The sequence below is a fragment of the Glycomyces harbinensis genome (assembly GCF_900101745.1).
GTDB lineage: Bacteria > Actinomycetota > Actinomycetes > Mycobacteriales > Micromonosporaceae > Glycomyces > Glycomyces harbinensis.
In genome coordinates this window covers 180,463-196,181 of sequence record NZ_FNAD01000009.1, presented here as the reverse complement: position 1 = coordinate 196,181, position 15,719 = coordinate 180,463, and the positions used below count along the sequence as shown (strand labels likewise).

General features: G+C 69.5%; 14 protein-coding genes. 7 read left to right on the top strand and 7 right to left on the bottom strand.

Going from position 1 to position 15,719, the window contains the following annotated elements; genetic code table 11:
- Positions 1–40: 40 nt before the first annotated feature.
- Positions 41–316 carry a hypothetical protein gene (locus BLQ63_RS16385; protein WP_143014949.1) on the bottom strand — a complete coding sequence of 92 codons (276 nt, stop codon included), beginning with the start codon at positions 314–316 and terminating at the stop codon, positions 41–43.
- Positions 317–553: 237 nt separating this feature from the next.
- Here BLQ63_RS16385 and BLQ63_RS16380 point away from each other — a divergent pair, with 237 nt between their 5' ends.
- The 3 genes from BLQ63_RS16380 (at position 554) to BLQ63_RS16370 (ending at position 3,871) form a co-directional block, all read left to right on the top strand.
- Positions 554–820 carry a GntR family transcriptional regulator gene (locus BLQ63_RS16380; RefSeq protein WP_091037464.1) on the top strand — a complete coding sequence of 89 codons (267 nt, stop codon included), beginning with the start codon at positions 554–556 and terminating at the stop codon, positions 818–820.
- A gap of 593 nt (positions 821–1,413) precedes the next feature.
- Positions 1,414–2,598 (top strand): M48 family metalloprotease, encoded by a 1,185-nt coding sequence (locus BLQ63_RS16375; RefSeq protein WP_091037461.1) that lies wholly within the window; start codon positions 1,414–1,416, stop codon positions 2,596–2,598.
- Complete coding sequence (locus BLQ63_RS16370; RefSeq protein ID WP_091037457.1) at positions 2,585–3,871, top strand: hypothetical protein; 1,287 nt, start codon at positions 2,585–2,587, stop codon at positions 3,869–3,871. The genes BLQ63_RS16375 and BLQ63_RS16370 overlap by 14 nt, the downstream gene beginning before the upstream one ends.
- Before the next feature lie 834 nt (positions 3,872–4,705).
- Here BLQ63_RS16370 and BLQ63_RS16365 read toward each other — a convergent pair.
- Positions 4,706–4,954: a hypothetical protein gene (locus tag BLQ63_RS16365; RefSeq protein ID WP_143014947.1), complete on the bottom strand. Its 249-nt coding sequence runs from the start codon at positions 4,952–4,954 to the stop codon at positions 4,706–4,708.
- A 530-nt stretch (positions 4,955–5,484) separates the two neighbouring features.
- Here BLQ63_RS16365 and BLQ63_RS16360 point away from each other — a divergent pair.
- Entirely contained in the window at positions 5,485–5,730 is a 246-nt protein-coding gene (locus BLQ63_RS16360) for a DUF397 domain-containing protein (RefSeq protein WP_091037445.1), read from the top strand.
- Positions 5,731–5,847: 117 nt separating this feature from the next.
- The gene (locus BLQ63_RS16355; protein ID WP_091037441.1) at positions 5,848–6,732 is read left to right on the top strand and encodes a helix-turn-helix domain-containing protein; all 885 of its coding nucleotides are present in this window, start codon (positions 5,848–5,850) and stop codon (positions 6,730–6,732) included.
- Between the two features lie 116 nt (positions 6,733–6,848).
- Here BLQ63_RS16355 and BLQ63_RS16350 read toward each other — a convergent pair whose 3' ends face one another.
- From BLQ63_RS16350 to BLQ63_RS16335, 4 genes are all read right to left on the bottom strand, one after another.
- On the bottom strand, positions 6,849–7,691 hold the full coding sequence (locus BLQ63_RS16350) for an SAM-dependent methyltransferase (RefSeq protein ID WP_091037437.1): 843 nt from the start codon (positions 7,689–7,691) through the stop codon (positions 6,849–6,851).
- Positions 7,692–7,917: 226 nt separating this feature from the next.
- Entirely contained in the window at positions 7,918–9,081 is a 1,164-nt protein-coding gene (locus BLQ63_RS16345; protein WP_091037433.1) for an LCP family protein, read from the bottom strand.
- Between the two features lie 68 nt (positions 9,082–9,149).
- The gene (locus BLQ63_RS16340; RefSeq protein WP_091037431.1) at positions 9,150–10,154 is read right to left on the bottom strand and encodes a UDP-glucuronic acid decarboxylase family protein; all 1,005 of its coding nucleotides are present in this window, start codon (positions 10,152–10,154) and stop codon (positions 9,150–9,152) included.
- A gap of 97 nt (positions 10,155–10,251) precedes the next feature.
- Positions 10,252–11,754: a sugar transferase gene (locus BLQ63_RS16335; RefSeq protein ID WP_091037429.1), complete on the bottom strand. Its 1,503-nt coding sequence runs from the start codon at positions 11,752–11,754 to the stop codon at positions 10,252–10,254.
- A 272-nt stretch (positions 11,755–12,026) separates the two neighbouring features.
- Here BLQ63_RS16335 and BLQ63_RS16330 point away from each other — a divergent pair, with 272 nt between their 5' ends.
- On the top strand, positions 12,027–13,181 hold the full coding sequence (locus BLQ63_RS16330) for a glycosyltransferase family 4 protein (protein ID WP_091037425.1): 1,155 nt from the start codon (positions 12,027–12,029) through the stop codon (positions 13,179–13,181).
- On the opposite strand, the gene BLQ63_RS16325 is transcribed toward BLQ63_RS16330, so the two are convergent.
- Entirely contained in the window at positions 13,178–13,879 is a 702-nt protein-coding gene (locus BLQ63_RS16325; RefSeq protein ID WP_245680987.1) for a CDP-alcohol phosphatidyltransferase family protein, read from the bottom strand. The genes BLQ63_RS16330 and BLQ63_RS16325 overlap by 4 nt on opposite strands.
- A gap of 260 nt (positions 13,880–14,139) precedes the next feature.
- On the opposite strand from BLQ63_RS16325, the gene BLQ63_RS16320 reads away from it, so the two are divergent.
- Positions 14,140–15,636 carry a glutamate-cysteine ligase family protein gene (locus tag BLQ63_RS16320; RefSeq protein WP_091037422.1) on the top strand — a complete coding sequence of 499 codons (1,497 nt, stop codon included), beginning with the start codon at positions 14,140–14,142 and terminating at the stop codon, positions 15,634–15,636.
- Positions 15,637–15,719 lie beyond the last annotated feature (83 nt).

The following is a 15,719-nucleotide window of genomic DNA, read 5'->3' as shown; positions in this document are numbered from 1 at the left end:
GGGCCGACAACGCGATGCGTTGTCGGCCCTCTACATATGCTCATTGAGGTGGACTCTGCCCTGTGACCACGGCAGCAACTCGAGCTAGCTGGGTTGACTTCCACTCAGCCCCGCGGCTCGACGCCAGTCCGCGCCAGATGACCCCGTGGAACACCGCCCCCGAAAAGTAGACCGTGGCGATCTCCTCCTCGTCGGTGAATCCCTCGCGGAGGTACAGGCAACCGTCGCCTTGCTCGCGGTCCAGGTGCAGGGTGAATGCCTCGCGGCCGTCTTCCCAGCCACCGGCGTAGTCCATCCGTATCGGCGGCCGTGCCATGCCTGGGGGTCCTTGCAGCCCAGGCACTATGCCTAGCCAGGGGAATCTCGGTACGCTGTCCATGTCTCGCTCTCACGTCGAGTGAGGCCACACCCTGGGGCCGGTCCTACGCGGCCGCCAGGGTCTTTCCTTCCCTACAGCCTAGACAACCTGTCTACTCTTGTACATGCACGTTCATGAGCGTGTATGAACGTTCATACTGGTGGACGGAGGTCTACGCCCCTCTAACGTCAGCTCATGGACGCAGACGCAGTGATTGACTACGACTCGCTGACGCCGGTGTATGCCCAGCTCGCCGCTATCCTGCGCGCTCGAATCGACCGAGGCGACTGGGCGGCGGGACGGCGCATCCTCTCGGAATCACAGCTCGTCCAGGCGTACGGCCTTGCGAGGGGAACTGTCCGCAAGGCGATTGCGGCCCTTGTCGAGGACGGCGTGTTGGTCGCGGTGCCCGGACGCGGCACCTTCGTAGCCCTCGCCGAGGACAACGACCCGGCCGAATGAGGCCCGCCGGGGTTCGCCCTGGGTTGGACCCCATGGCCAAAATGGCCAATATGGCCAAAACCCTGAACATGGGCGTTTGACCTGCGGAAACGATGCCCTTCGGCAGCATGGCCAAAACCCGGCCAATATCCCTTCAGGCATGGCCAAAACCCCCGACCCCTGGGTTATGGCCATGTTGGCCCGGGTTTTGACCGGGTTGTGGCCAGGTGGCCTGCCAAGGGTGTACCCACTGGTCAGCGGCTCACGGCAAGGGTTTTGGCCGTATTGGCCATATTGGCCATGGGGTCGAAACCGCCGACGACCGAAGGTTCTCCGTTCGCGGCCCATTACCGAGGCGCAAGCGCAGGCTGAACTGTTGCGGGTGAACTGGGGCGATGGAGACCCTACGGGCGGAGCGCCGTGATTGTGGCATATGGGGGTCACAATGCGGCATGACGTTCTGTGATCAATGCGGTGCGCGACTGCCAGCTGATGGCGTTCCGGTGTGCCCGGCGTGCGGCGCGTCCTTGGTCGGCCCGGCGCCCTCGGCGGCGACTGTGGCTCCCACTCGGTGGGCGGGTCGACCGGCGGGGTGGGGTTCGGCGGGACGGTGGTTGTGGTCGGCGATCCTCGCTCACCCTGCCGGGACGCTCGCCGCTCTCGCGTCCGCGTGGTTCGGCGTGCCCCTGGCGGTGCTCCTCGGCGCGGTCGGGACCGTCGCCGGTGCGATCCTCGGTTTCTTCTCGGGTACGCCGCTCGGTGAGGGCGTGCAGTCGCGTATCTGGGTCCTGTTTGACCTCGTGCTCCCGCTCCCGGTCGCGGTCCCCGACCTCATCCCCGACGTGGCCTGGCAGCTCGGCGCCGCGCTCGGTCTCATCATCGGCGCCGTCTACGGCGGCGTCTCCCTCGCCTGGCTTGGCCTGTCGGGGTCCTGGCGGGCGCTGTGGGAGTCCGATCCGACCTGGCCGGTATCGATGGCGCTCGGGAACGTCGCCGCCGCCCTGGCCCTCGCCGTCGCCTACACGGCCGTCATGGTCGCCGCCGAGCGGTGGCGGCTCACCCGCTTCGGTGGCGTCCGGGCCCTCAGCGCGCGCGAGGCCGACGTGCTCGCTCCGGCGGTCGCCGAGGCGGTCCGGCGCCTCGGCGTCGCCTCGGTCCCACACCTACTCATCACCGACACCGGCGCCCCCGAAGCCGTGGCCTACGCTCGCCACCTCGTGGTCTCACGGGCGTTGCTCGCCGAATGCGTCGGCGACGCCGACCGGTTGACGGCCCTGGTCGGCCGGGAGCTGATTCACTGGCGGGCCGGGCATCCGGTGACGCGGTTGTGGGTGTCGGGCGTGGCCTTGCCGCTCACCGTGATCTATGAAGTCGCCGCCCGGCTCCTGGCGCCGTCGACCAACACGCGGGCCCGGCCGTTGACGTTCACGCTGTACGCGTTGCTGTGGCCGGTGCTGTTCACGGTGCGGCACTTGCTCATCCCGATCCAAGCCGGGTGGTGGCGACGCGCCACGCTCGCCGCCGACGCCGAGGCGGCCCTCTGCGGGTGGGGCCCGGCCCTCGCCGAGGCCATCGCCGCCCATCCCGCCGAGGCGCACGCGGGGGTGCGCACCTGGCGTCGCGCGTTCGACGTGACGCCCCCGGCGGAGACGCGTCTGGACGCGCTCGAAGCCGCCGGGGTCCCGCGTCGCGACCTCGCAACCGACCTCGGCGTTTGTAGGAACCCCAACGGCCGGCATGGGGTCCCGCTTGTAGCACTCCCACAACGCAAGGAGGCTCGCGCCGATGCACTCGACTGACCACGCCACCGCCGACGCGCCCGGCGCCGAGGACTGCGACCACCAGGGCGCGCGCGAGGGCGCCCGGTTCTGCGCCTCGTGCGGCGCAACCCTCACCACCCCCGACGCCGCCCCGGTCACCGAGGCGGCCCCGGCAGGGATGCCACGCCCGGCGCGGCGTGAGAGCCCCGGTTGGGTCCGGCGGCTTCGCCTGCCGCGCCGTATCGCCGTGCCGCTCGCGGTCGTCGCCGTCGTCGCCGTGGCAGGCGTCGGTGGGCTCTACATCGTGCAGGGGCAGCGGTACTCACCCGAAGAACCCGCACGCGAACTGATCGCCGCGCTCGAGGACGGCGACGGCCGGGCCGTCGCCGCGATCCTCGGCGTCGACGCCGAGGCGCACCCGCTGCTCGCCGCCGGAGCGCTCGACAGCGGCTACGAGCCGCCGACGAACCTCGAGGTTCTCGGTGTCGCCTTCGACACCGCAGGGGAGCGGGAAGCGACCGGCGACGGGATGTCGACGCGGTGGACCGAGGACTACACGCAGCGCCCCGACATGGAGCACGCGACGGTGACCATCGGCTACGAGCTTGCCGGGGAGGCGTTCACGGTCGACCTTGACGCGACGCGCGAGGGGAGCGGTTGGGCGCGGCCGTGGGCGCTGAACCCGGCGGGCCTGGAAACCACGGTCCGCGCTTCGGGGACCGCGCCCGGGGCGGTCCAGCTCGCCGCCGTGAGCATCGACGCCGACCCCGCCGAGGAGACCGACGGCGACGGGTGGGGCGATGCCGACGAACCGGTCGGACTCCTCGCACTCCCCGGCGTCTACACCGCCACGGCGCCCGGAGACGGCCTGTGGACCGACGCGGCAACCACGGTGACCGTGCCGCTGGGGGAGGACGGGACGGCGGTCCTGTCGGCCGACATTCGGCCCGAAGCCGAAGCCGACACCCTTGCCGCAGTCGTCGCCCACGTCGACGCCTGCGCAGCGGCAGGCGGCTACCCCGACGCCGCCTGCGGGTGGCGCGACGACACCGGATGGATGTCCCTCATGCCCGACGACGCCACATGGACCGTCGAGACGTATCCCAGCGTCGAAGTCGAGCCCGACCACGCGGGCGGTCTCGAAGTCCACACCACCACACCGGGCGTCGCAGTCGCCAAGTACGACACCGTCGCAGGCGAAACGCGGACCATCACGGCCGAGGTGCACGCCAACGGATACACCACCCTCGGCGACGGCGGGACGCTCGACTATGAGCCGCAGGCGTGCGACATCGGGCAGTCCTACTGTTAGACCAGCCGAAACGCTCTAAATCCGGCCCGCTGAGAGCGCTTGAGACGAAACCGGCCCTACCTCGGGTAGGGCCGGACGCTGAACGGCTCGCAGAAACGCACTCAGCGGGTTACGTTTCCGCAGGTCAGAGGCTATGTCTAGGGGCGTGGGTGCGGCGTGGCTTCCAGTCGGTGATCCGGGCCTAGAATCGCACACATGATCGATATTCCACCAGGTGCGCGACTATTCCGCCCTCTGCCTCGCGGCGGGACCCTGGAACCCGCCGGGCACGGCCTCGCGCTCGGGTGGGCATGGGACGACGGCCGGGTCTTCATCCGAGTGTGGGGCCGTCGCAGCGGGCCTGGAGGCGACGGATTCGAGGATCTGTGGTTCGGCTCCATTGACGAATGCCTCGCCGCCCTCGGCGGGCACTCAGACGTCCATTGGACCGACGAGCCGTGGCCCGTCCATGCACACACGAAGCGGCCCTTTCGCCGCCTGATTTGAGGCCAGGAGGAGGCGGCCCGGGCTCACGGGCAGAATGCGGTCAGATTTCCGGGCCCCCTCGCGCGAACCGCCTGGTCAGGTCCGGTTTCCTTCACGGTTTCCTAAACCGCAGGTCGCAGGTTCGATTCCTGCCTGGGGCACCCTCCCGAGCGGCGGCCCGGAACGCGATGGCGGGCGGGACCTCTCGGTCCCGCCCGCTTCGGTGTGTCAGCACTGTTCGCAAGTGATACGTCTGCTTGCAGAGCTCGGGGAGGCCCCCACCGGCCTCCCCGAGGCTCTATCCCACCAAACAGAACAAAGTCTCGGGGGCGCTTCCAACCGGGTGCTCGCGCACCCTGCGCCCTGTTCTCATCTGAACCGTGCCGTGTAGATGTCGCCGTCGCGGATCCAGGCGAGCTGGAGCGCCGCGAACATGTCGTCGACGATGTCCTCATCGGGCAACCCGTAGTGCTCGCCGAGGCTGCGACCGCGGTAGTGCCACAGGAGTCCTGCCTGGACCTGGCCGGCGTCCGCGGTGTGCTTGCCGCACGAACGGGCGCAACGGTAGAGCACCTGTCCACTGCGGTCGTACTCGATGGCCATCACCTGCTGGCACATAGAGCTCCGCAGCTTGCCTGCCGCGGCTGCCTGTAGCAACGTCTGCGCCTCGAGACGTTCCATGGCACCCAACCCCTCTCCGGCGATGTTCCGACCGGCCGTGCGAAGCCCGGCCCGGCTGTGCAAAACGATTGTCCGGTTGTGCGATGCGGAGCGCCCGGGCGCGAAGGCGATTGCCGGCCGGGACCCACATCCCTGACGGCGATCGCGCGTCGCTTCACCGAACCTCGGTTAGCGGCAACGGTGACCACGGTCGCACACCTCGCGCGCTCGTGTCTATGTGCATTGTCACATTCATCGTAACATGCATCGACACCGGGCAGATGCACGTGCATCTGAGCCTGCATCCTCATGTGCAGTTACCGTGTGTAATGTGGGACACTTAGTCCGGCCCTCATTGGGGATGTCGGAATCGTCCGCCGCGGTACCGGTCTGCTACAGCCCGACCGTGCGGTTCCGCCGCCTCCGATGTCGGCCGACGCAATAGAGAATCCGGCCGGACCGTCCGGCCACTGGTGGAAGGATCTCTGATGAACAAGGCCCTCAACGGCATCTCCGCAACGGAACTCCCCTCGACACTGACATGGCGCAAGAGCGTGCGCAGCGGCCCCAACGGCGGCAACTGCGTCGAGCTGGCCGCGCTCCCCGGTGGGGACGAGATCGCGGTCCGGAACTCCCGCTTCCCCGAGGGCCCGGCCCTCATCTACACGGTGGCGGAGATCCGGGCGCTCGTCGAAGGCGCGAAGGACGGCGAGTTCGACGATCTGATCGTCTGAAGCGCAAGGGCGAGAGCCCTTGGGCGGCACACTCACCCTGGCGGGGCGGGCTTAGCGGCTACCCTGTCAGGGTGAGTTTTTCGTCCACGGTGATCTAGAGCGAACGGGAGGTGACGCATGGCGAAGGCGACCCCGGAAGGCATGCCGACCGGTCCCACCACGCTGCGCATCATCATCGGCGGCAACCTGCGCAAGCTCCGCCAGGACGCCGACATCTCCCGCGAGGACGCCGCCTACGAGATCCGCGCCGACGCCACCAAGATCAGCCGGTTGGAGCTGGGCCGCGTCTCGTTCCGGCTGCGCGACGTCCGCGACCTCATGCTCATGTACGGGGTGCAGGACGAGGAGGAGATCGAGCGCGTCGTCGAAATGGCGCGGGCGGCCAACCAGCCAAGCCAGTGGCACCGCTACAACGACTACCTGCCCGACTGGTTCGGCAACTACCTGGAGATGGAGGGTGCGGCCTCGATGATCCGCACCTACGAGGTCCAGGTGGTCCCGGGCCTGCTCCAGAACGAGCAGTACGCCCGCGCGGTGATGATGCTCGGCTACGGGCACACGCCGCTCACCGAGATCGACAAGCGGATCGACGTCCGAATGAAGCGCCAGGAGATCCTGGACCGCAAGGAGATGCCGCCGGAGCTGTGGGCGGTGATCGACGAGGCCGCGCTGCACCGGCCGTTCGGCGGCGCGGGCGTCATGCGGGGCCAGATCCAGACCCTCATCGAGGCCTGCGACAAGACCAACGTGCGCATCCAGATCGTCCCGTTCGCCTCGGGCGCCCATTCCGGAGCGGGCGCGCCGTTCACCTGGCTGCGCTTCGCGTACGAGGAGCTCTCGGACGTCATCTACCTGGAGCACCTCACCGGCGGCCTGTACCTCGAGCGCGACAACGAGGTGGACTCCTACCAGGCGGCCATGGAGCACCTGTGCGTCCAGGCCACGCAGCCGCACAAGACCCAGGACTTCCTGCGGCAGATCATCCGCGATCACTACAGCTAGTAGTCGCCCGGCCGTTCTGGACGGCCGCGAACCGAAATCGCGAATTCACCCGATCGAGTGAGCCGGACACGGCGAAGGCGCGCGGCCGCCGGCGCGCGCCTTCCATGCGTTGCGGACTAGGGCTTGTAGGCGACCCCGGCCATGATGATCCGCTGGTGCTCCTCGAGGTCCTCGACCGGCGTGAGCTCCCTGTCGGTCTCCCCGGGGAACCAGCGGGAGGGGTAGTCCAGGCCCGGCGGGACGAGCGGCAGGCCCTGGAAGTGCGCCTCGATCTCCTCGGGCGTGCGGATCCAGCCGTTGCCCATCGCCATGATGCAGGACTTCTCCATCGCCTCCTGCTCCGGGTAACCGGTGTCGACGAAGTCGGTCATGTGCAGGTACGACCCGCTCGGGCAGGCGTCGAGCAGCGCCCGGATCCAGGTGCCCGGGTCCTCCTCGCGGTGGAAGTGCATCATCAGGCCCACGATCATCAACCCGACGGGGCGGTCGAAGTCGATCATCTTGTTGACGTCGGGGTGGTTGAGGATGCTGGGGGGGTCGCGCAGGTCCGCGGTGGCGATCGCCGTGGACTCGTTGGTCGCCAGCAGGGCCCGGCCGTGCGCCAGCACGATCGGGTCGTTGTCGACGTACATGACCTTCGCGTTCGGGTTGATGGCCTGGGCCACCTGGTGCGTGTTCTCCTGCGTGGGCAGACCGGCGCCGATGTCGAGGAACTGGTCGATGCCCTGGCGCGCGACGTACTCCACGCCCTTCCTGAGGCCGAGGCGGTTGTCCTGGCTGGCCTCGCGGATCTTGGGCACGTACTTCGCGATCATGGCCGCGCCTTCGCGGTCGACCGCGAAGTTGTCCTTGCCGCCCAGCGTCGCGTCGTAGATGCGGGCGATGGAGGGCTTGCTGATGTCGAAGTCGGGTACGTAGTCTTCGGTCTCTTCGGGCTTGGTCCCGTCGTTCTCTGCCATCGGCCCTGCCTCTTCTTCGAAGGAACGGTTGCGCACATCGTACGACCTTGATCACAGTGCCGGACTTCGGGACCACTCCATCGAGCCACACTGGACCCAACGTTCGACAAATGAATCACGAGGCGCACCAAGCGCATCGGTGATCACGAGTGCACTCGCCGATCAGCGGCGGAGACGACCCGGGCCCGCGCGGACAAGCCGTGCGGGCCCGGGTGAACGGGTGCGGTTACTCCTCTTCGCCCTGTCCGGCGGCCTCGGGGTTGGCGGCGACCCACGCGGCGACGTCGTCCTCGCGCAGGGCCTCCCAGAGGCTCACGGCCTCGGGGTTGGAGTCCCCGGGGTTGTCGAGGTCCTCGGCGTAGACGACGACGGACTCGCCGCCCTGCTCGCCGGTGCCGAGGTTCGGGGCGGTCATGAAGACCAGGTCGTCGCTGCGCATCGACATCAGGTTGATGGCGGTGGAGACGACGTTGAACTCGGTGTCCACCTTGACCGCGTCCGAAGTGGAGTCGATGAAGCTGGTGAGCCGGTCCTGGTCGGTGAGGACGCCGGCGCTGAGCGCGGAGTCCATGATGGCCTTGATGAGCTCCTGCTGGTGCTGCATGCGGGCGAAGTCGCCTCGGGCCCACTGCTTGCGCTGGCGGACGTAGTCGAGCGCCTCTTCGCCGTTGAGCTGGTTCGGGCCGACCTCGAAGTAGCGGTGCTCGCCGTGGATCGAGGTCACGCCGTTCTCGTCCCAGTACTCGTCGGCGTCGGCCGCCTCGATGTTCATCGTGACGCCGCCGAGGGCGTCGACGACCTGGACGAGGCCGGCGAAGTCGATCTCGACCACGTGGTCGATGCGGACGCCGGTCAGGTCCTCGAGGGTGAGGACGGTGAGCGGGACGGCGCCCCAGGCGTACGCGGCGTTGAACTTCGCGTTGTCGCCGGTGTACTCGGGGTAGTACTGCGCGTCCGCGTACTCGGGGATGAACACGTACAGGTCGCGGGGGATCGAGATGCCGTAGGCCTCGGATCCGGCCTCGTTGACGTGCATGACGATCGTCGTGTCCGAGCGGGCGTCGCCCTCCTCGGAGTCCTCGCGCGCGTCGGAGCCGATGATGAGGAGGTTGAGCGCCCTGTCGGGCTCGGGCCGGTTCTCCTCGGGGAGGCCCTCGAGGTCGAACGCGCGGTCGAGGTCGGTGTTGGTGTCGTTGGCGGTCGACCAGACGGCCAGGCCGCCTCCCGTCGCCGCGATGGAGGCCACCAGGCCGACCCCGGAGCCGATGAGGCCCCGCCGGGTCGGACCGCCGCCGGTCGCGGCCGCGGCGACTCGGGCGCCGCCGCCTCCCCCGCCGCCCGCGGGCGGCACCGAGGCGCTGCCGCGGTAATTGGAACCGGAATACGTCATGACCCGAGCTTACGTGGTCGGCGCCAGCGCAGCGGAACCGCGCACGCGGGCCGGACATCGGAGTTTCCTCAGGAGACGGTGAAGTCCGTCGCGTCCAGACCCAGGTCCGCGGCGGTGCCGCGGCCGGGGCTGGAGGCCGTCGCGAAGTAGTCGATGGTCGTCTTGAGACCGGCCTCATAGTGGACCTGCGGCTCGTAGCCGAGCAGTTCGCGGGCGGCGGTGAGGTCGGGGCGGCGGCGCTCGGGGTCGTCGGAGGGCCGGTCGGTGTACTCGATGGTCGACTTCGAGCCGGTCAGGCGCAGGATGACCTCGGCCATCTCCGCCACGGTGAGCTCGTACTCGGTGCCGAGGTTGACCGGGCCGTACTCGCCCGACTCGAGCAGCAGCACCAGGCCGCGCACGAGGTCGTCGACGTAGCACAGCGAGCGGGTCTGGGACCCGTCGCCGTGGATCGTCAGCGGCTCGCCGGCGAGCGCCTGGCTGATGAAGCTGGGGACGACGCGGCCGTCGTCGGGGCGCATGCGGGGGCCGTACGTGTTGAAGATCCGCACGATCGACGCGTCCAGGCCCTTGTGCCGGTGGTAGGCGGCGACGGCGGCCTCGGAGAAGCGCTTGGCCTCGTCGTAGCAGGAGCGGATGCCGATGGGGTTCACGTTGCCCCAGTAGGACTCCGGCTGCGGGTGCACGAGCGGGTCGCCGTAGACCTCGGAGGTGGAGGCCATGAGGAAGCGGGCGCCGTCGGCGAGCGCGCGGTCGAGGGCGTGGAGGGTGCCGATCGAGTCGACGCGGAGGATCTCGACGGGGAGGGTCGCGAAGTCGACGGGGCTGGCCGGGCACGCGAAGTGCAGGACCGCGTCGAAGGGGGCGTCCCCGACGGGCAGGCCCTCGGTGACGTCGGCCTCGACCACGGTGAGGTTCGGGTGCTCGGCGAGGTTGTCCCGCGAGCCGGTGACGAAGTTGTCGACGGCGGTCACGTCGCAGCCCTTCGCCAGGAACGCGTCGACCAGGTGGCTGCCCACCAGGCCCGCGCCACCCGTGACGAGGATGCGGTTGCCTGTTCCGTAAGTAGTCATCAAGATCCAAGATTATCAGGGTTGGCCTGGCGTTCACCTGGGCGCAAGCTGTGTATTCGCTCAGGACACGGCATCGTGTCGAAAGCTCGGCTCGCGGTCAGTAGGCGCCCTTTCGGCGCAACACTACAGCGACGGTGCGGAACAGGATCTGAAGGTCGGTCGCGAGCGACCAGTTGTCGACGTAGTAGAGGTCGAGGCGGACGGCGTCGTCCCAGGACAGGTCCGAGCGGCCCGAGACCTGCCACAGGCCGGTGATGCCGGGGCGGACGAGGAGGCGGCGGCGCACGTCGCCGAGGAAGTCGCCGTTCTCGGCCGGGAGCGGGCGGGGGCCCACGAGGCTCATCTCGCCGCGGACCACGTTCACGAGCTGCGGGAACTCGTCGATGGAGGTGCGCCGGAGCCATTTGCCGACGTTGGTGATGCGCGGGTCGTCCTTCATCTTGAACAGCAGGCCGTCGGTCTCGTTGTGCATCATGAGCGCGGCCTGGCGCTCCTCCGCGTCGATGTACATGGTGCGGAACTTCCAGCAGCTGAACGTCTCGCCGTCGCGTCCGACGCGGTTCTGGCGGAAGAACACGGGGCCGGGGCTGTCGGTCTTGATGGCGATCGCGACCGCCAGGAACAGCGGCGAGAGCAGCGCGAGGCCGATCACCGAGGAGGAGATGTCGAGGATGTTCTTGATCAGCCAGCCGACGCCGGAGATCTTGGGCTCCTCGACGTAGAGCAGGGGCAGGCCTTCGACGGGGCGGATGTGCACGCGGGGGCCGGCGATGTCGGTGAGCTGGGGCGCGACCACGAGGTCGCGGCCGGTGCCTTCGAGCTGCCAGGCGAGGCGGCGCAGGTCGGCGGCGTCGGCCGAGGCCGAGCCGCAGACGGCGAGGGTGTCGGCCTCGAGCTGCTCGGCGCAGGTGACGACGTCGGTCCCGGCGAAGACCGGGACCGGGGTGTCGAGGTTGCGGACGGAGGAGGCGCCCTCGGTGACGTATATGCCCACGGGCACGAGTCCGGCGGCGGGCGCGCGGCGGACGGTGCGGTAGACCTCCAGCGCCTCGGGGTAGGCGCCGATGAGCAGGACGCGCTGGACGCCGCGTCCGGCGACGCGCATCCTGTGCAGCCCGTAGCGGGCGCCCAGGCGGAAGGCCATGATGAGGCAGGCGGCCGCGAGGAGGATCACCGCGACCGTGACACGGGAGACGTCGGCCTTGAAGGTCAGCGCCGCGAAGGACACGAACGCGAGCATGAACATGGAGGCGCGGATGACGCGCTTGAACTCCTCGTTGCCCATGCCGAAGTAGCGGCGGTCGTACGAGCCGGTGCCCCAGACGGTGAGGAGCCACGCGGCGGGCAGGAGGAGCCACACGGTGAGGTAGAAGAAGTGGAGCTGGCCGTCGGTGTCGAAGCCGGCGTGGGGGGTGGGGGTGAGGTTGACGGCGATGACGCTGGCGAGGAGGACCGCGAACATGTCGACGCCGACGAGCGCGCCCTGGTAGTAGCGGTGCCAGTTGGAGGCGCGGGGGGCGAGGCGCCGCCAGGCCGAGCGGGTGACGCCGTTCGTGACCAGCTGCTGGTCACCGCCTTCGCGAGCACCGGCCACGCGCATCCCCCGTCCGAAATTCCCGGTTGGATATTGCGGAGCACCCCCACTTCCGTGGAGATCTTTTGCTGGGCGTTCCAGGCTCGTAGCCACTGCACATCCCTGCGGTCGTCAGCTTACGGTGGAGGTGAGTGTCCGCGGGCGGAGATCGACGCTGCGTCTCCTGCGCTTTCGCAAGCTGGGCGGCCCGCTGACACGGTACCCGACAACCTACACCTATTCGGCCGCTGAGGTATCTTCGGCCGAACTGAACGCCGCCCGCGCCACTCGGAGATCCTGTGAAGATCGTCATCGCCCACAACCGGTACTCCTCGGCGCAGCCCTCGGGCGAGAACACGATCGTGGACTACGAGATCGGGGCGCTGCGAGCGGCCGGCGTCGACGTGGTGCCGTTCCTGCGGTCCTCGGACGAGATCGGCGACCTCCCTCCTCTTAGGAAGGCCGCGCTCGCGGTCTCGCCGATCCACGCGGCCGGGACGCAGCGCGAGCTGGCGGCGCTGCTCGAACGCGAGAAGCCGGACCTGCTGCACCTGCACAATCCCTATCCGCTGCTGTCGCCGTCGGTGGTGGGCACCGCGCACCGGCACGGGGTGAAGGTGGTGCAGACCATCCACAACTACCGGCACGACTGCGTGAACGGGCTCTACTTCAGGGACGGTCACGACTGCCGGGACTGCCACGGGAAGCGCTGGAACGCGCCGGGCGTCGCGCACGCCTGCTACCGGGGCTCGCGCGCGCAGAGCGCGGTCATGGCGGTCGCGCTCGGCGTGCACCAGGGCACGTGGCGCGGCGTCGACCGCTTCATCGCGCTGACCGACGCGATGGCCGCGTACCTGCGGAGCATCGGCATCGAGGACGGGCGGATCCGCGTGAAGCCGAACGCGGTCGCCGACCCGGGGGTCGTGCCGCTCGGGGAGGGGTTCCTGTTCGGGGCGCGGCTCGTCCCGGAGAAGGGCGTCGAGCTGCTGCTGGAGGCGTGGCGGCTCGCGGACCTGCCGGGGTCGCGGCTGCGGATCGCCGGGGACGGGCCGCTGCGCCCGATCGTGGAGGCGGCGGCCGCAAGGGGCGAGGTCGAGTACCTGGGGCAGCTGGACGCGGACGGGATGCGGGCCGCGCTCGGGGAGGCCGCGGCGATGGTGATCCCCTCGATCTGGCAGGACATCCTGCCGACCACCGGTCTCGAAGCGCTCGCGAGCGGGCGGGCCGTGGTCGCGACGCGCATGGGCGGGGCGCCGTTCATCGCCGGGCACGGCACCGCGAGGCCGGCGGGCGTGGCGGTCGAGCCGGCGCCCGAGGCGCTGGCGAGGGGGCTCGAGGCGGTTGCGAAGGACCCGTCGTTCGCGGCGAATGCCAGGGCCCGTTACGAGTCGGTGTTCGCGCCCGGGGTGACGCTGCGCCGGCTCGTGGAGATCTACGAAGAGGTCATCGCCTAGCGGAGTGCGGTGCGGGCGCTCGCGGCGATGCTCGCGAGCAGGAACAGCGCGTTCACCGCGCCGAACCCGAGCATGACCAGCCACATGAGATCCGGGACGAGCAGCGCCAGGGCGATCACGGCGATGACGAAGCCGTAGTCGCGGACCAGTTTGACGAGCCGGACGGGCAGGCTCGTGCTCGTCACCATCGACACCGACGCGTCCTCTTTGGCCATCACCGAGGTGACGAGGTTGGTCATCCACAGTGCCGCGAAGGCCGCACCGCACCAGGCGGGGACCGCCGGCGTGTAGGCGTCGGCGACGGCGACGACGACCGCGACGACCGAGGCCTGGATGGCGATGTCGCAGAGGATGTCGACGCGGGCGCCCGCGTCGGAGCCGGTGCCGGTGACGCGGGCGAGCTGGCCGTCGGCGCAGTCGAGCATGTACGCCGCCTGCCACAGGATCAGAGCCGCGACGGCGACCGGCCACCACGGGGCGCCCTCGCGCGCGGCCGGGATGTAGGCGACGATCCCGGCGCTGACGCCGACCCCGATGACGAGGTTGAGCAGCGACAGGTGCGAAGGCTTGAGACCCGTTCGCCAAGCGGCGTAAGCGAACAGCGCGCCGCCGCGCTGGTCGAGCATGGTCACGAGGCCGCCGCCGCGATTGGCGGCGAGGAAGTCGGCGGGCCGGCGGGACGGACGCGGTGCAGTCACGCGCAGATCCTACCCACGACACCGCGCGTGGCCTCCGGGCAGCGCACCGTGATGCGAATGACGCTTTCTGTGACCAGGTGCGATACGCAACGTTGCCGCCCGGGACCCGGTTGTGTCAAGATGCCGACACCACCAAGGGTGCGCGGTCCCTAATATGAGCGCGATCCACACCATTTGGGACGAAACAACATCTCCCTTGGTAGCCACGGCATGACCAACGGTCTTAAAGTTGATGAACCATCGATTCCTGGGGAGGAAACATGGGGGACGAGGTGACCGGCTCTGCCTTGAAGCACTGGGACCATCCCGCGTACACCGCGAGACTCCAGGCGGGCCGGGCGGCCCTCGCTCAGCTGCTGGCCGATCGCAGGCTCGACCGCGACCGGCCGATGACGGGACTCGAACTCGAACTCGATCTCGTTGAGCCCAACGGTGATCCGGCATTCGCGAACGACTCGGTGCTGGAACACCTGCACACCTCGGGCGACGAGGACGCCCTGTACGGCGCCCAGCATGAGCTGGGCGCGTTCAACATCGAACTCAACCTGCCGCCCCGGCTCCTCGACGGCGCCGGGATCTCCTGGTACGAAAGCGATCTGGCCGCGGTGCTGTCGGAGGTCAGGGAAGCGGGCGACAAGGCCGGCGTGCACATCTGCCCCATCGGGACGATGCCCACCCTGTACCCCGACCACATGGGCATCGACGCCCTCTCGCGCACCAAGCGGTACCGCATCCTCAACGACGAGATCATGTCCCAGCGCGGCGAGCACCTGCGCATCGACATCCGCGGGGCCGAATCGGTCGACCTGACCTCCTCCACCATCGCACCCGAGTCGGCCAACACCTCGGTCCAGTTCCACCTGCAGGTGTCCCCCGAGGACTTCTCGAGGTACTGGAACGCGGCCCAGGCGATCGCCGGCATCCAGGTGGCGATGGGCGCGAACTCGCCGTACCTGTTCGGACGCCAGCTCTGGGCCGAGACGCGCGTGATCCTGTTCGAGCAGGGCACCGACACGAGGCAGGCGGACGAGCGCGCGGCGGGCGCGAAGCCGCGGGCCTGGTTCGGGGAGCGGTGGATCGGCGGCGTGCTCGACCTGTTCGACGAGAACTACCGGCATTTCGCGCCGCTTTTACCGCTTTGCGACGACGAGGACCCCGCTGCGGTGATGGCCGTCGGCGGGGTCCCCAATCTCCAGGAGCTGCGCTACCACAACGGGACCGTGTACCGCTGGAACCGGCCGGTCTACGACGTGCACCGGGGCCGCCCCCATGTGCGCGTGGAGAACCGGGTGGTCGCCGCGGGTCCGACCGCGATCGACATCTGCGCGAACATGGCCCTGTTCTACGGACTGGTGGTGCACTACGCGAACGCCGACCGGCCGCTGCACGACCGGCTCGAGTTCGGGCAGGCGCTGGCGAACTTCCGTTCGGCGGCGCGCCACGGCATCCACGCCGACCAGCACTGGCCGGGGCGGGGGCTCGTGCCCGCCCGCAGGCTGGTGCTGGACGAGCTGCTGCCGGCCGCGGCCGAGGGCCTGTCGGCCCTGGGGGTCAGCGGGCGCGACGGCGACCGGTACCTCGGGGTGATCGAGGCGCGGTGCCGCCGCGGCGTGAACGGCGCCTCGTGGCAGGTCGCGCGGGTGCAGGTCGCCGAGCACCGGCAGCGGTTGGAGCGGCGGGACGCCTTGCGGGCCATGGTGCTCGACTACGCGGGCCGGTCGGCCGACGGCAGGCCGGTGCACGAGTGGGAGGTGTGAGGACGTGACGGCGGCCGGGCCCTGAGGGCCCGGCCGCTTCGCTTCGGGGGTGCTGGGACTCGTCGTGTCAGGACTCGTCGTGT

Coding starts and splice junctions, on each gene's coding strand:
- BLQ63_RS16385 (WP_143014949.1), bottom strand. CDS start 316: ATGGCACGGCCGCCGATACGGATGGACTACGCCGGTGGCTGGGAAGAC.
- BLQ63_RS16380 (WP_091037464.1), top strand. CDS start 554: ATGGACGCAGACGCAGTGATTGACTACGACTCGCTGACGCCGGTGTAT.
- BLQ63_RS16370 (WP_091037457.1), top strand. CDS start 2,585: ATGCACTCGACTGACCACGCCACCGCCGACGCGCCCGGCGCCGAGGAC.
- BLQ63_RS16365 (WP_143014947.1), bottom strand. CDS start 4,954: ATGTGCCAGCAGGTGATGGCCATCGAGTACGACCGCAGTGGACAGGTG.
- BLQ63_RS16360 (WP_091037445.1), top strand. CDS start 5,485: ATGAACAAGGCCCTCAACGGCATCTCCGCAACGGAACTCCCCTCGACA.
- BLQ63_RS16355 (WP_091037441.1), top strand. CDS start 5,848: ATGGCGAAGGCGACCCCGGAAGGCATGCCGACCGGTCCCACCACGCTG.
- BLQ63_RS16350 (WP_091037437.1), bottom strand. CDS start 7,691: ATGGCAGAGAACGACGGGACCAAGCCCGAAGAGACCGAAGACTACGTA.
- BLQ63_RS16345 (WP_091037433.1), bottom strand. CDS start 9,081: ATGACGTATTCCGGTTCCAATTACCGCGGCAGCGCCTCGGTGCCGCCC.
- BLQ63_RS16340 (WP_091037431.1), bottom strand. CDS start 10,154: ATGACTACTTACGGAACAGGCAACCGCATCCTCGTCACGGGTGGCGCG.
- BLQ63_RS16335 (WP_091037429.1), bottom strand. CDS start 11,754: ATGCGCGTGGCCGGTGCTCGCGAAGGCGGTGACCAGCAGCTGGTCACG.
- BLQ63_RS16320 (WP_091037422.1), top strand. CDS start 14,140: ATGGGGGACGAGGTGACCGGCTCTGCCTTGAAGCACTGGGACCATCCC.